At 37.9% G+C, this 16,031-nt stretch carries 13 protein-coding genes; all 13 read right to left on the bottom strand.

The window, feature by feature from the left end; translation table 11 throughout:
* Window positions 1-78: 78 nt before the first annotated feature.
* Window positions 79-822 carry a LytTR family DNA-binding domain-containing protein gene (locus MP477_RS08745; protein ID WP_257190099.1) on the bottom strand — a complete coding sequence of 248 codons (744 nt, stop codon included), beginning with the start codon at window positions 820-822 and terminating at the stop codon, window positions 79-81.
* A 58-nt stretch (window positions 823-880) separates the two neighbouring features.
* The gene (locus MP477_RS08740; RefSeq protein WP_230033210.1) at window positions 881-1,156 is read right to left on the bottom strand and encodes a 2TM domain-containing protein; all 276 of its coding nucleotides are present in this window, start codon (window positions 1,154-1,156) and stop codon (window positions 881-883) included.
* Window positions 1,157-1,178: 22 nt separating this feature from the next.
* Window positions 1,179-1,475, bottom strand: coding sequence for a 2TM domain-containing protein (locus MP477_RS08735; protein WP_230033208.1), 297 nt, complete (start codon window positions 1,473-1,475; stop codon window positions 1,179-1,181).
* A gap of 164 nt (window positions 1,476-1,639) precedes the next feature.
* Window positions 1,640-2,140 (bottom strand): hypothetical protein, encoded by a 501-nt coding sequence (locus tag MP477_RS08730; protein ID WP_257190096.1) that lies wholly within the window; start codon window positions 2,138-2,140, stop codon window positions 1,640-1,642.
* A gap of 18 nt (window positions 2,141-2,158) precedes the next feature.
* Window positions 2,159-3,781, bottom strand: coding sequence for a hypothetical protein (locus MP477_RS08725; protein ID WP_257190095.1), 1,623 nt, complete (start codon window positions 3,779-3,781; stop codon window positions 2,159-2,161).
* Between the two features lie 79 nt (window positions 3,782-3,860).
* Window positions 3,861-4,430: an isoprenylcysteine carboxylmethyltransferase family protein gene (locus MP477_RS08720; protein ID WP_257190094.1), complete on the bottom strand. Its 570-nt coding sequence runs from the start codon at window positions 4,428-4,430 to the stop codon at window positions 3,861-3,863.
* A gap of 43 nt (window positions 4,431-4,473) precedes the next feature.
* A complete protein-coding gene (locus tag MP477_RS08715; protein ID WP_257190092.1) occupies window positions 4,474-4,785 on the bottom strand; it encodes a 2TM domain-containing protein in 312 nt (103 codons plus the stop codon).
* A complete protein-coding gene (locus MP477_RS08710) occupies window positions 4,772-6,103 on the bottom strand; it encodes a 2TM domain-containing protein (protein ID WP_257190091.1) in 1,332 nt (443 codons plus the stop codon). Before MP477_RS08710 ends, MP477_RS08715 begins: the two co-directional genes overlap by 14 nt.
* Before the next feature lie 178 nt (window positions 6,104-6,281).
* Entirely contained in the window at window positions 6,282-6,941 is a 660-nt protein-coding gene (locus MP477_RS08705; protein WP_257190090.1) for a hypothetical protein, read from the bottom strand.
* 49 nt (window positions 6,942-6,990) lie between these two features.
* On the bottom strand, window positions 6,991-9,228 hold the full coding sequence (locus tag MP477_RS08700; RefSeq protein ID WP_257190089.1) for a TonB-dependent receptor: 2,238 nt from the start codon (window positions 9,226-9,228) through the stop codon (window positions 6,991-6,993).
* Between the two features lie 209 nt (window positions 9,229-9,437).
* Window positions 9,438-10,652: a TCR/Tet family MFS transporter gene (locus tag MP477_RS08695; protein WP_230033197.1), complete on the bottom strand. Its 1,215-nt coding sequence runs from the start codon at window positions 10,650-10,652 to the stop codon at window positions 9,438-9,440.
* A gap of 35 nt (window positions 10,653-10,687) precedes the next feature.
* Window positions 10,688-11,413, bottom strand: coding sequence for a thioesterase II family protein (locus tag MP477_RS08690; protein WP_257190088.1), 726 nt, complete (start codon window positions 11,411-11,413; stop codon window positions 10,688-10,690).
* A 63-nt stretch (window positions 11,414-11,476) separates the two neighbouring features.
* On the bottom strand, window positions 11,477-16,031 hold a 4,555-nt coding region (locus tag MP477_RS08685; protein WP_257190087.1), incomplete at its 5' end, for a non-ribosomal peptide synthetase.

Below are 16,031 nucleotides of genomic sequence, written 5' to 3'. Positions count from 1 at the left end.
TTTACGTAAAAATTCCTGTAAACACCTGAAAATATTACCGTTCTATTTCAAAAATTCAAATTTCAGGATTAAACAGGCCTAACTTACCAGCCAATCTTTAAAGTCTTTGACACGGTCTCTGCTTACTGTAATTTCATCCTCCGGCTGAAATGCAAGTTCCACTTTATAATATGGTGAAGTATGGATATTTTTAATAAAATCAGAATTGACAATAAACTGCCTGTTTACTCTGAAAAACTTTTTCTCTTCCAGAATATCTTCCAGCTCATCCAATGTAAAATCTGAGGGATAGGTCCGTTCCTGGGTCTGGAGGTATACAATTTTGTTTTCACTGAAAAAGCAGCTTATTTCCTCTGTCTGCACAATCTTAAGGTTGTATCCGATCTTTACCAACACTCTGGAAAGGGTAGATTTTTCCTTTTTGATCAGCTGCTTGATATCTTGGGAGCCTGTTGTATTGTCTGCCGGAATAAATGATTTAAATTTCTCCACAGCTGCTGAAAGATCTTCTTCCAATATAGGTTTTAAGAGGTAGTCTATACTGTTTAATTTAAATGCTTTCAGGGTGTACTGATCAAAAGCTGTTGTATAAATAATAAAACCTTTGGTGGGTATTTTTTCAAAAATATCGAAAGACAGCCCATCTCCTAAAACAATGTCTGAAAATATCAGCTGGGGATGTTCATTTTCCGTGAACCAGCCAACCCCTTCTTCCACAGATTCTATTTTAGCAACTACCTCAATATCAGTAAAGTTACTTAACATTCTTTCTAATTTTCTTGAAGCAGGTTTTTCATCTTCGATAATGACAGTTCTGATCATCGGGTTATTCGTTTTAATTCAGATTTTAGGAAATAAAGTTAAATAAAAGCAGACAGTTTTAAAAATCTATAGGCTTTTTGTTTTTTCCAAGCTCTTTCTGGATGAGTTCTTTCTCCCATTCAGCATCAAAAACAAATAGCTTTACTGCTTTTACTGTAAGAATTACCGCCCATATCACCAGAAAGATATGTCCGCTGAATAGGTTAATTCCTACAAAATGATCTTTCAAAAAATCATTAAAAAGGATGATTCCTGCAATGATACCAAACCATAAAAGGCTTTTATAGAACTTTCTGATCTTGTTAACTCTTTCGTATGCTGTATTGTAATCCATGATTCTTAAATGTTTTAAATTATTATAGTGTTTTTGTTTTTCCTTTCTCCTCAGCCATTAATTCTCTGATCTTTTTTTCTTCCCAATTTTTTCCGATTCCGAATACACTGATGGCATGAAAAGCTATTCCAATTCCCCAACCCAGCATTGGCCATAAAAACCATAGATACCCGGGAGCCGTTAATAGATTCAGTGCTGCCAAAAAAGGAATGACCAAGCAGAACGAACTAAGATTGCCATAGAATTCTTTTAATTCTTTTACTCTTTTTGAAGCTTTTTCGTAAGCTATTGTTTCTTTACCGGATGATAAAATTTCCATAACGTATTGTTTTTAAGGTTAGTAATTTGTTTTTGTTGGGTCAAATGTATGATGAAAAATACCTTTACATCAATTTTATATAACTGAATCGTAGAATTTTACAGCTGAGCTGTAAAATTCTACGATTAATGGAAACCAGTGTCAAATACAATCCCTACCCTTTATTATAAAACCTGCCAGTTTGCACCATTATAGTAGACCACTGCTTTACGGGTTACATCATACACCAATGCTCCTTTAACGGGAAGTTTAATCTGCAGATCAGGATAGGAATATTTTGGAAGAATAAGTGCTTTATTGTTTGATTCAAGAATTAAAGAGCCTACGGCACTTGAAGTAGACGCCCCTATGATAACACCTCCTCCTATATCTGTTCCACTTACTGTCACAGGAGTAGAAGCACTCCCCCAGTTTGTCCAGACGGTTCCATTACAGGTTGCAAGCTGGCCTGTCAATGCATTACTGGCGATAGCACCACGGGTACCTCCGTTACAGGCTGGCAGGTTAATAGGATTCATTATGATTGTTCTTATCGTTGTAGTACTTGTTCCAAAGTCTAATATCCCAGACCCGTCAACATTTGTTTTCCCGATAGCTACCTGTGCATTTAGCAACATAAAAAAAGCTCCGGACAAGATTAATATAATTATATTGATTTTTTTCATTGTTATGCTTATTTAAGATTAATTACAATATCGGTTGAAATTACCTCCTAAGGCTCTCCACACCGTTCCATTATACACTTTAGTGGTATTGTCTGATGTATCAAAAACCAGCATCCCTTCAACAGGAGACGGAATTGATGCTACAGCAGTAACTCTTGTTAAAACAACCGGTTTTCCTACGGCATTGATCTGAATATATCCGTTTTTGGAAACAGGCTTCCAATTGGCGGTATTTGTAACATCTATTCCAAATGGAGTATCGGGAACATCCGCCACAGTGGTGTTGTCCCAGAGACCAATGGTAAAATAATTAGCAGAACCTGTATTTTGATTGAGCTGTATTGTTGCTGTTCCTCCAGAAACAGCAATTTCTTTGATAGAAACATTGGTAGTAAAGCCCGGGTTATCTGCTACAATCATATAATAGCGTTGGTTGGCTGTAGGATTTGTAATGGAATTAAACCGATAATAAACACAGCCTATTGCATTTCCTGTTTTCTGTGCTTGCCAGATACGGTTACTTCTCTGCATGTTGGGCATCCCTGTAATAGCTGTTGAATAAGTATTTAAAAGACCTCCATTATCAGAAATCATCAGGAAATTATTATTAACTGAAATGTCCGGGTGGTTAGCAGAAGTATTGGCAGCAGTAAAATTATTATTAGTAGACACCGTAATATAAGAACCTGATGTTGTTGTAGTTCCGGAATTATTTACAGAACTGGAAACCCTCTGTTGAAGGCCCGAAGCATCATCTCTTCCGATCCCAAAAATGTTATAAATAAATGTTCCGGCAGATGTAGCACTGGTATTGCTCCAATAAACGGTTGTTCCATCTCCGGCAATATAATTTTGAGCTGTAGTCTGTGTAAGAGTTGTCCCGTATTTTAAGGCCAGATATGAACTTACCCTATTAACCTCAATATTAGATAAATTCCTGTTATACCACAGTACTTCAGGAATAGCATAGCTGGCAAAAAAAACAGGCCAGTATCCTAAACTAAATGTATAGCTTCCTGCGTCTGATAAATTGCCTGTACTGGTAGCGTTCGCTTCAATTCCATTTACAAATCCGCTTCTGTTTGTGCTGCTTACTCTTCTCCCTGCACCAATATTATTTTGTGCTGTTGCTGCATAAGTGAGTCCTACACTTGCATTTCCAAACTGAACGGAATTTGTTCTGAAACCGGAATTACACCTATTTGATCCACATGTTCCGGTTGTATTATTCGACCAAAAATTTGAAAGCAGATCAAAGTTCGAGCTATTAGAAACTCCAAAATAAGTTATACTTCTATCGGTAGGCGTTGTGCCTCCATAAAAGCTGCCTAAAGCAAAAGAGTTGCCTGTGCTATAAGCCGACCCTGTTGAACTTCCCGGTCCTGCCGTAAACTGAATAGCATCATTAAAGTTAAAACCCACATTATTTATTCTTGCTGGGGCAGCAACACTTCCTAAAGTGAATTGTGGCAGGTTGGCAAATAATGGTGATGGGGCCTGATTGGTCCAGCTTGATGCAGTCCACCCGGTACTGGCTTTCATCCAGATAATCAATCCGGAATTTATACCACCCGGAGATTGTGCCTGTGTGGGCATTAAGGCACACGCAGACAATAACGAAATAATTTTGTAGAAATTCATTAGTGCATGTTTTTTACAAGACTAATCAAAGAATCATACAATTAATTATTAAATAGATAAAAACTATTGAGTTTAATTATCAATAAATAAAAGGAATCAGTTTCTTTGTTCTTTTTCTGTATTCAATGTATTCTTCTCCGAATTGTTCTACAAGAGCCTGTTCTTCAATTTTTATTCTGTAAGCAAAGGCTAAAAACGGAGGAATAAAAGCAAAAATCAATGAAATCCAGTTGTTTAAATACAATCCTAATCCCAAAGATGTCAGCAGGGAAAAGGCATAAGAAGGATGTCTCAGGTATTGGTAAAATCCTTCTTTTTTGATCTGATGATCCTGTCTTATAGTCACGTCTACGGTAAAGTATTTCCCTAAGGACCTGATGATGATGAACCTGAAAAGTATTCCGGTAATAATAAATAACTCTCCTATATACAGTATCCAGCTTCCTTTAACCACCGGAAGACGGATATAATGAGAAATCATTATGGAAGAAGCTATTGAGAAGGGAATGGCCAGCCACAAAATGTTCAAAGTAGATTTATCTTTATTCTTTTGATCTTCTTTATTGGATTTCAATATGTTTTTATACAAGAACTCACTCAGAAACCAAATACCCATAGAAACATTAAATACGATTTGCAGTGTATCCATTTTGTTTATTTTTTAGTAAGACCTATTTATACACTCCCCATGATCAGTCTTCTTTAGAGTGCTGCTTTTCCATCAGTTCCCTGATCTTTTTATCTTCCCATTTTTTCATAAAGTTAGTTTTGGGTATAAAAACCGTTACAGCATGTGCTAAGAGACCAATTCCCCAAAATATTGCTGTAAAGAAGTTTTTAAACTGAAAATAACTTTCTCCAGGCTTCAGATTGGCATAATTATACACAACAATCATCACATTGACAGCAATATAAGCAAATAGATGACCATAAAAGCCTCTTAATCTGTCTACCTGTTTTTTAGCGAGCTGGTATTGAATATCATTTTCGTCAAATGTTTCCATTATTTCTGTTTTTTTGTTGATTCATAATTTCTCTAATCTTCTTTTCCTGCCAGGATTCTCCGATTCCGAAAACCTGAAATGCGTGGGAAGCCAGGCCAATTCCCCAACCCAGTGCCGGAAACCAAAACCAGTGGCTGCGGCTTCCTGTAAAGAGATTGATAAAGATTAAAAAGGGAATAATAATACAATAAGAAATCAGGTTGGTATAAAATCCTTTAATTTCTTTTACTCTTTTCTGTGCTCTTTTGTATGCTTTTATTTCATCATCAGGTTTTACACTGACAATATTAGGCTTAGTGGAAAGCATCGGAAGTTTTACTTTAAAATAATCATCTGATTTTTCAATAAAAACATTCTTTCTGGTAAGGAGAGCATACCGCTGTACAATATTGGAAAGTCCTATCCCCGAGCTTTCTTTGATCTGCTCCCTGAACTGAAGGTTATTTTCAATGCAGAGAATTCCCCCATCCGAAAATATTCTGATGACCAGAGGTTTTGAGGAAGTAGCAAAATTATGTTTGATACAGTTTTCCAATAATAGCTGGAGCGACAGTGGAACTACATATTTCTGATAGTCTTCCTGGGCAACATCGAAGACAAAATCTACGCTGTCTTCAAATCTTGTTTTTAAAAGATTACAATAGGTTTTTGCAAATTCAATCTCATCTTCTACCGTCACCAGCTCTTTATCTTTCTGCTCAAGTACATACCGGTAAATCTTTGACATTGAAGCGGTAAACTTCTGTGCCTGCTGTGGATTCTCATCAATCAGAGCACTGAGGACATTTAATGAATTAAAAAGAAAGTGAGGGTCCAGCTGGTTTTTTAAACTCTCAAACTGTGCATTGGCAGACTTTGCAATAAGCTTCTGCTCCACCACTTCTTTTCGGGAAGTTTTCTTCAACTCCTCCATAAATCCTTTTGCATGGAGAAAGGCCGAAATAAGCAGTGCTACATTGATGGTAAACCAATTGATAAAATTATATTTCTCCGAAAAAAAAACTTCTGTAGTCACCGCTTTCTGGATCAGCACAAAATTGACATAATTACAAAAATAAACCAGCGCAAAATTCAGGATAAGAATAGAGGCAATACTTAAAATTGCTCTTTTCGTGGTGGCTTCTGCCCAGGGAATTTTTTTATTCAGAAAGCTGTTAAGCATTCCGTTTCCTCCTCCCAATACGAAAGAATACAGCATGGAAATAAGGATTGTATACAGGAAATTCTCTATGGTCTTTTCTGATGTAAAGGCAAAAAAGAAAAACATGGATACAGCCATAGAGACCCAAAACAGTGTTATAAAATTATTACGCTTCATGATCGTTTTCTTAGCTCAAAATTAGTTTTTATTAAAGGTATCAAAAATTATTTCTTACCGAAAGGCCTGTTTTTCATCCTGAATGGTATCAAAAAACCTTCATGGGATGAAGGTTTTTTGGATGGTTAGTTTTTGAGACTTAAAGTACAGCTATTTTCAGCTCTCTTCCCGTTGCTTTTTATTTAGCTTTCTCAACGGGAAGACTGATAAAATATTCAGCTTCGGATCTTCCCCAATTAGGATCCAGTGCAGTCCTAGGCTTATAATTATTAAATTTAGCCAATGCTTCTTTGAACATTTCCAGTCCTTTTGTTTTACTTCCTCCATACTGTTCTGGTGTAAAATAAATGTCTTCGGCTTTGATCAATGCAACTCTGGGGTTAGCGGCATCCAGTTTTTCAGCAATATTAAGCTCTTCTGAAGCTCTTGCTCCATCTGTCATAAAACGTTGCGAAGGATTGACCATCATTCTCAGGGAAAAAGCCATTTTCTTCAGCAGATGAATTTCAGCATTATCAGCTCCGGCAAGACTCTGCGCCAGGCCCAGATATTTTTCTGCCTGCGATGCCACTCCATCAAGCTCCTGCATATTTCCGTTTCTCATCATCACTCTTCCTTTTTGAATCTGGGAAAAAGCGGCATAATAGGGAGGCAGCCACTGTGAGCTTTCTTTACTTCCTATTCTCTCAAAATCGTTGGCCAGGACCTGAAAATCCTCCGGTGTTTTACAGGTTTCTATTCTGCCTATTTTTTCGGTCATTATTTTTTCGTAATCTGTCTGAGCAAAAGCGGTTAAACTCATACAAGCTAAAGCAAAGCTTAAAAAGTATTTTTTCATTATATTATTTTTTTAAAGGTTAGTTATATTGTTGGTCTAAGGTATACTTTTATAGGTTATTATTGATAGCATCTTCTGTTTTATCTACTCCAAAGCTGATAAATGCTCCCACAAATACAAAAGTATTAACAGGGGGAACCACCGCTGAACTTCGTGAGCCATCCATGGAAAAATTGTACCCATATACATTTTTCGATCCTAAAACATTGGAAACACTTAATACCAGTACAGTAAATGCTTTTCCATCTTTTTTTCCAAGATTCGGAAGGTAGTTGATGCTGAAATTAAGGGCATTATAATCCTTCAGTCTTCCTTCATTTCTGGTATAATTAATGGCTTTTCCGTTATCAAACGCAGAAGCAATATCGTAGTAGGGACGGCCTTTGGCGTAGGTATAAGAGAGGTTCACACCCATCTTCCATTCCGGAATAAACCTTTTAACAACAGCTGAAAGGGTGTGTTCCGCGGCAAAATTAGGTTTTAAACTTACCGGATAATTAAGAAAATCTCTTTTTGAATCCAGAAAAGAGTAGGTAATCCAGTAATCAATATTTTTGAATGTCTTTTTGTTGTCTCTCCAAAATAGTTCTAATCCTTTTGCATATCCGTAACCGTCATTATTTAAAGCCGTCTGATTCTGCTGATTTCCCTGGGTTATATTAAATGTTTTAATCAGCTGATCATACTTTTTATAAAAAGCTTCAAGACGCAGGCTTCTTCCTTCTGAACTTCTCTGAACCTGGAAAACAAAATGCTGTGACTTCTGAAAGCCTAATTCTGCCGGGCCATTGATATATTTGCTTTCGGGATTCTGATAAAAAAGGCCGTAAGCCAAAGAGGTTGTCCAGTCTCTTGCAAGGCGGTAAGCCAATGCAAAACGGGGCGCAATATTACTTTTTCCCAGGAAAGAAGAATGCTCAGCCCTCACTCCTATTTTTGCAGACAATGCATTGCTGAATCCAAGGTCTGTTTCTACAAAAGCTGAAGAAATCAGGTCTTTATAATTCTTCTGTACACTTTCAAAATTGAGTTTTTCATCTGCATTATTGAGTTCAAACCCTCCTCTTACTGCGCTGATTTTATTAATTTTTCTTTCGAGGACCGCTTTAAAATTGATATAGTTTCCATCTGTCAACAGCTTTGTTCTATCTGATTCATTTTCATGGGTTTCTGTAGAAAAATTAAGGTCCGATTCGTTATAGGAATAGGATCCTCCTACATTTAACAGATATTTCCCGAATTTCTGTCTGAAGGACAGGTTATGATAGGTATTCTTTCCTTTGAGTCTTACCAGCCCAAAATCGTATTCCGGCTCGAGACTTTCTGACCTCACCCCCATTGTATTGGAATTGTACATTCCGTAATACTTAAAAAAGCCTCCTGATTTTGTTTTAACTCTAAAATTTAAGTCACCGTTAAGTCCATGGGGAGCATCAATAAAATCTGTATTAAAATTAAGGGCTTTCTGCATCAGGCTTAAAATTGAATAGCCTACAGAGGCGCCAAAAGAGTAGTCTTTATTGGTTCCCAATTTTTGAAATCCGGCGCTCAAAAAAATAGGAGAAATCCCAATATCATAAGAGCTTTGATCGGGAAGGTCAACACTTTCCAGCATCAGCACTCCGGAAAGAGCCTGCCCGTAAAGAGCAGAGTATCCGCCACTTGAAAATACATTTCCTTTAAAAAGAGAAGTATTAAACTGGTCTCTTCCTGCAATTCCGGGGATAGAATTAGAAAAATAATTATTGATCAGACTTCCATCCATAAAAATCCTGGATTCTGTTCCTGTTCCTCCCCTGATAAAAAGGCCTCCGGATTCACCTACTTTCTGAACGCCCGGAAGATAGTTTAGTGCTGAAGATATCTGCCCATCTGCTCCTGCTGTGGTATAAATGTCAATAGGAGTAAGCAATGCTGTGGCTCTTTTCTTGTCACTTGCTTCTATAGATCCTGCAGAAACAACTACCGCATCAATTTCACTGATCTGCTCCTTCAGATCTGCATTTACAGCAACATCCTGGTTTTCAATAACAATTGATTTTTCAACGGTTTCGTATTTTGGATGTGTGAAGGTGAGGATATGGCTTCCTTTTTCGGATGTTTCAAAATAAAAATTTCCCTGCCCATCTGTTGTAGCTCCATCATAAGTATCTTTGAGTGTAACGTTTACCTCATTTATTCCCTTATTTTTAAAAGCTACCCTCCCTGAAACTTTTACCTGGGAATATGCCATTATAAAAGCTAAAAAGAAAAATAGGAATAGTAATTTTTGTCCTTGTATTTTCATGGTTATAATTTCTGGATCAAAAATATCACAAGAAATGCCTTTTTGTAAAAAAATTTTTACTGAAAGGCATTGTTTGCTTACTGAATGGAAAATTAATGAATAGGATACAGAAATCTACAACCATTTTTCCTTCGGGATGTTCTTTAAAACTGAAAGAATAGATTCTAAAAAGATAAATCTGAAGCTGTCATGATATTACTGAAATTATCCTAAGATTTTTCATTTTTTATTGCAGCATATACACAGAAACTCCCAATTGAGGCCAAAACAGAAGCTAAGACAAAAGGAGCTCCACTGAAGATCACAGGACTATGGCTAGATGTAAAATAGGCGAATACATTGGTCATTAACAAAGGTCCAAAAACAGCAGTAATACTGCCAATACTCGACAACCCTCCCTGAAGGAGCCCTTGCTTGTTGTCGGGAACCTTTGAAGAAATCACACTTTGGAGTATGGGGGTAGCCATCCCTCCTAATGCATAAGGAACCATGACGGCAAAAGCCATCCAAGATTTATTTACTAAACCAAATAATAACAGACTGACACAGTAAATAAACAAGCAAATTATGATCGATTTCTTCTGCCCCAGCTTATTGATAAATAATCCAATAAACAATCCCTGGGATATCACCATTAAAACGCCAAAAAACCCTAATGAATATCCTATCATATCCGCCTTCCAGTTAAACTTTTCCATCCCATACACATTCCAGGTGCTCTGCATTGCATGACCAGCCAAAGCGATGAATACAAATGCAATAATCAATGTTGGGGCCAGTATCTCTTTTTTAATACTTTTAATAGCTCCTATGGGATTGGCAGTTTTCCAGGAAAAAGGCCTTCTGTTACTTTCTTTAAGAGATTCGGGGAGAACAAAAACGCCATACATAAAATTAAGAAGGCTCAGCCCGGCGGCGGCATAGAAAGGGATTCGTTCACCATATTGCCCCAGCAGTCCTCCAATCACAGGTCCTATGATTAAACCAAGTCCGGCAACAGCGCTTATCATTCCGAAATTCTGACTTTTCTTTTCAGGAGTACTGATATCTGAAATATATGCGGTAGCGGTAGTCATACTGGATCCCATAATTCCTGTTATTATCCGTCCTACAAATAACCACATCAGGTTTGGTGCAAATGCAAGAATCAGATAATCTATTCCGAGTCCCAATAGAGACCATAAAAGTACAGGTCTCCGTCCGAAACGGTCACTGAGATTCCCAAGGATTGGGGCAAATATAAACTGCATTAAAGCATATATGGATATAAACCAGCCTATATATTGTGTTGTAGTACTTAAATCTCCGTTTGAGAGCTTTAAAATAAGGGTAGGCAGCACGGGAGCAACGATCCCTATTCCAATGATATCAATCAGGATGGTAATAAAAATAAAAACTAATGCGTAATCTTTTTTTGTTTGCATAAGCAGGGTTATTTTTTAAGGTAAGTATGAATATTTTACGATTTCGCCATCGTCGCATTCATTAGATTTTTAATGACTTGTGCCAGGTAATTGAAGTTTTGATTGATAAAGAAATGGTTCCCATTCACGATCTGGCATTCACATTCTGCTTCAGTATAATGGTTCCAGTTTCTTATATTCAATGCATATCGTTCATTTTTTCCCATCACCGCAAAAACAGGAGTCTTTATTTTTTCATCAAACGGAATATTTTCCTTGTCTTCCAGCAGTCCGAAGTCTGCTCTGAGTACGGGCTCAAAAAAATCCAGCAATTCTTCAAATTCCATGACTTCATCCGAAAGTCCACCCAATTTTCGTACTTCGGCAAAAAATTCTGTTCTTGGCAGTCCGGCAATAGGCGGGTTATTTTTTATTTTGGGTCCGGGATATCCTGTGGGGACAAAATAAGCGGGAGCATCCATAGATTCTTCCATTGCAAGGCAAATTTCATGTCCTAAAATAGCTCCCATACTATGTCCGTATATGAGATAGGGAACTTCTTTTTTCCGTGCTTTTTTTACCTGACTCAGCAGATCTGCTACAGCGTCCTGTTTATTTTTTAAAAATGATTCTGCCATACGATCTCCTCTACCTGGAAGCTCAGGGGTTTCTACCTCAAAAAAGGGTTCTAGGCCTTCAATTAGCGGGCGAAAAGAATTTTTGTCTCCGCCTGCGTAATGCAGTAAAAATACTTGTGGTTTATATGATGTTGTTCTGTTCATAGGTTTTCTTTAGTGTGTGTAGTTGATAACATGGGAGACTTTTTACCATCTCCCAGGTTTTTTTTAATTACTGGCAGCTGTTTTAAGGATAAGGTCAATAATATGCTCTTTCTGCTCCAGCATCGTTTGATGGGATGCATTAATAGGATAAACAGATAATAAATCACGGTTTTCAATGACTGAATCTACATTGTTATAGGCTGATCCCTGTACATGGCTGTTAAATGACTCATTAAAGGTTTCTCCCTCAAGCATTGCCTTGAATAAAACCACTTTTGTTGAATTCAGATTGTTTGAAATATTTTCTTTAATAATCGTATACTCTGCCGACATAAAGTTTTTAGTGGCTGTAAACTGACGGTCATCAATAGAAACATTCAGCTTCTCACTCAGCTCTTCATCTGTAGGGAACGAAAGGTATTCCACCAGCTTCTGATCAGAGGCGTAAAAAATAGTATCCAGCAGATAAACTGTAATTTTCTGATGTCCTCTGTTCTCAAGCTCTGCAGCAATTTCCAGAGCAATATTTCCTCCCAAAGACCATCCTAACAGGATATATTCTTCCTGCTGATGATCCTTCTGTATGTCATCAATATGAGCCAGATAATAATGAGCCAGCCCTTTCAGGTTACTGATCTTCTCTTCATTGTATAGGTTGTAGGAATCTACTCCGTAACAGTCATATTCTGCTTTCAATTGTTCTGCCAATGACTGATAGACTTCACAACCTCCATTTCCAGGATGTATAAGGAACATTTTCGGATTGTTGCTCTCCTGATTAAAAGCAACGATTGGCTTATACTCTTTTCCATAGCTCATCACCGTTCTGGAAAGTTTACTTACCGTTTTCTCTTTGAACAATTCTACAATTTTAAGCTGAACATCCAGCTGCTGATGTATCCTGTTGATCAGTTTAATAGCCATGATACTGTTTCCTCCCAATTTGAAGAAGTCATCATGAATACTAATTGCTTCCGGATCCAGATTCAATACTTCTCCATAAATACCGGCAAGTTTTCGTTGCATGTCATTTTCAGGAGCAGCATATTCTGAGATTCCAATAAACTCAGGCTCAGGAAGGCGTTTTCTGTCTATTTTTCCGTTGATGGTCAAAGAAAGGCGCTCCAGATGGATATACACATTCGGAATCATATAATCCGGAAGTGTTTCTGATAAGAATTCAGAGATCATATGCGGATCTATAACCGGATCAGAAACATAGTATCCGGCAAGATATTTCATTCCTCCTCTGTTTTCTTTGGCCATAACGACTGCCTGCTTCACTCCGGGATACTGGAGCAGCCTGTTTTCAATCTCTCCAAGTTCAATTCTATAGCCGCGGATCTTCACCTGGAAGTCATTTCTTCCCATATATTCCAGTTCTCCATTAGATAACCAACGCACTAAATCACCGGTCTTATATAGTCGACCATTTTCTCCTTTTTCTTTTTGTTCTAATGTCTGGAATGGATTGTCCAGGAAGCGTTCTTCCGTGAGCTCAGGTTGGTTTAAGTACCCTCTGGCAATACCTGCTCCGCCTATATAAAGCTCTCCTACTGCCCCTACAGGAACAGGACGGAAATGGTTATCCAATACATACGCCGATGTGTTGTTGATAGGATCTCCGATATTTAATGGGTTGCCATCTTCTTTGTAATAATGAAGTGTTGTACAGACTGTTCCTTCGGTTGGCCCATACTCATTCACCAAGATAATATCATCAATATTTTTATCTAAGGCAGGGAAGCTTTCCCCTCCTGCAAAAATCAATTTCAAATGGGTTCCGTTATCTATAACCTCCCTCAATAAAGCCGGTGGTATAAAGGAAACTTCTATATTATTTTCTTTGATGTAGTCATTAAGTTCGTTCACTGATGTTCTAAGATCATTGCTGTAAATCCACAAGGTATTCCCGTTACATAATGCCGGAAATGCTTCATAGACAAAGGCATCGAATACATAGTTCGAAAAACATCCTACTTCCTGATATTCTTCAAGTCGGTGAATTTTTATCATTGATTCTATAAGGTTGATCACTCCTGAATGCTCAATCATTACCCCTTTAGGAAGTCCTGTTGTTCCACTGGTGTAAATCACATAAGCCAGGTTGTCTGAGCTTACTTTGGCAGCAGGATTATCAGCATTTGACTGATCAAGCTTTTCTATAACCTTTTCGCTGTCCAGTACCATTAAATCTGTTTTTCCTAAAGAGGATTCTATTAATTTATTGACTGTACTTTTTTGGGTAAGAATAACTTTGCTTCCCGTATCCTTTACAATATGATTAACTCTATCTACCGGATATGATGGATCCATAGGAACATAAGCCGCTCCGGCTTTCATTACAGCAAGACCTGCTATAATTATATCTTCAGAACGCTCAAGACATAGAGGTACCAGATCATCCGGCTGAAGATGATATTCATTGATAAGATGATTGGCCAAACGATTGGCCCTTTCATTCAATTCACGATAGGATAATCTTACATTTTGATATACTAAAGCTGTAGTATCCGGAGTCATTTCAACCTGGTTTTCAAAAAGCTGATGAATCGTAAACTTATCCTGATATGCTTTCTGGGTATTATTCCAAACTTCTACAATCTGTTTGCTTTCCTTCTCCGCGATCAGAGAAAGTTCATCAATTTTTGTATTCCCTGTTCCTGATTTTACCATCTGGTTCAGAAGGAATTGATAAGAATCGGCCATACGGACAATCGTTTCTTTTCTAAACAGAGAGGTTGCATAGTTGAAAGTCATCTGTATCGCTTCCGGACCATCATTCACCATTGTCGTCAGATCAAACTTCGCCGCCTGGTAGTCGACTTCACCATCAAAAGAAAAGAATAAGGCTTCTTCTTCCTTCACTGCTGAATTTCCACCTCCAAAATTCTGCAGCCCAAACATTACCTGGAAGACAGGGTGTCTGGAGGTATCCTGCTCTACTCCAAGTTCCTCTACCAGCTTCTCGAATGGGAGATCCTGGTGAGATTGTGCTTCTGTTACCGAGCCTGCTACCTGAAGAATAAAGTCTTTCACTTTTTGCTCTGAGTCAATTTTCTCTCTTAGCGCCAATGTATTGACAAAAAATCCGATAACATCCTCAAGACCAACATAATGGCGATTGGCAATAGGGCTTCCCACGACTATATCTTCCTGGCCGGAATAGGCTGAAAGCATCAGATAATATCCACTCAGCATGACACTGTATACACTTACTCCAAGGTTTCTGGAGAGATCTCTGATCCCTTCGGATATTTCTCCTGATATATCAACATTAATCGTTTCTCCTTCATAAGAGATGTCTGCAGGTCTATGGAAATCCGTTGGCAAATCCAGACTTTGATAATCATCGAATTTAACCTTCCAATACTCAATCTGGCTATCCAGACGTTTACCTGAAAGATAATTACGCTGCCATAAAGCAAAATCTTTGTACTGAATCTTCAATTCAGGAAGTGTAGAAGCTATTCCTAATGATAATGTATGATAAAGACTGCTCAATTCTTTTAAAAAGACCTCTGTAGACCATCCGTCAAAAGCAATGTGGTGAATCACAACAGACAGATAATGCCGTCCTTTGAATCTGAAGATATTGATCTCTACAGGAATTTCTGAATCCAGACGGAAGACTTTATTGGCACATTTATTTATGTGCTGATCCAGTTCTTCTCTCGTCTCTACTTCTGTTATTTTAAATTCAGGAATAAGATCTGTAACTACCTGATAGCCCATTCCATCTTCATTCGTTTTAATCAATGTGCGGAGCACTTCATGACGCATTACTACCGCTTCAAGAGCTTTACACAGAACGGAAACATCAGTTTTCTGATTCAGAATAACAGTCATTGGGATATTGTATGCACTGCTTCCTCCTTCATACGCTTCTATAAACCAAAGTCTTTCCTGAGCAAAAGATAAACGCTGCTCTTCAGGTGATGATATTACTATCGGGGTTATGGTTACCTGTTCATCCACATGATCATCTCCACTTAACACATTGGCGAGGGAAGCTATCGTCTTATGAGTAAGTACCTTAGCTACTTTCACCTGTATACCAAGCTCCTGCTTGATCTTATTGGCTAACTTAATCGCCATGATGCTGTTTCCTCCCAATCGGAAGAAATCATCGTGGACACTGATGTTTTCAGCGGCAAGCCCCAACACTTCACCGTAGATTCGGGATAATGTTCTCTGTAACTCATTTTCTACGGCTACATATTCTCTGTCTCCGCTGAATTCCGGTTCAGGAAGCTGTTTTCTGTCGAGTTTACCGTTGATCGTTAATGGTAAAGAGGTTAAATGAACAAAAACATTCGGTACCATATATTCCGGTAAAGATTCTGACAGGTATTCCGTAAGAATTTCATTATCAATATCTTCTTCTGATACATAATATCCGGCAAGGTATTTCATCCCCGCATTGTTCTCTTTGGCTAAGACTACCGACTGTTTTACTTCAGGATATTGAGACAAACGGTTTTCGATCTCTCCCAATTCTATTCTGTAACCCCGGATCTTTACCTGGAAGTCATTTCTGCCAATGTATTCTATATTGCCATCCGGAAGCCAGCGTACTAAATCTCCTGTACTGTACAGCCTTCCATTTTCTCCCTTC

This window comes from Chryseobacterium sp. WG23 (genome assembly GCF_024586575.1).
Lineage (GTDB): Bacteria > Bacteroidota > Bacteroidia > Flavobacteriales > Weeksellaceae > Chryseobacterium.
This window is presented reverse-complemented; position numbering and strand designations above follow the sequence as displayed.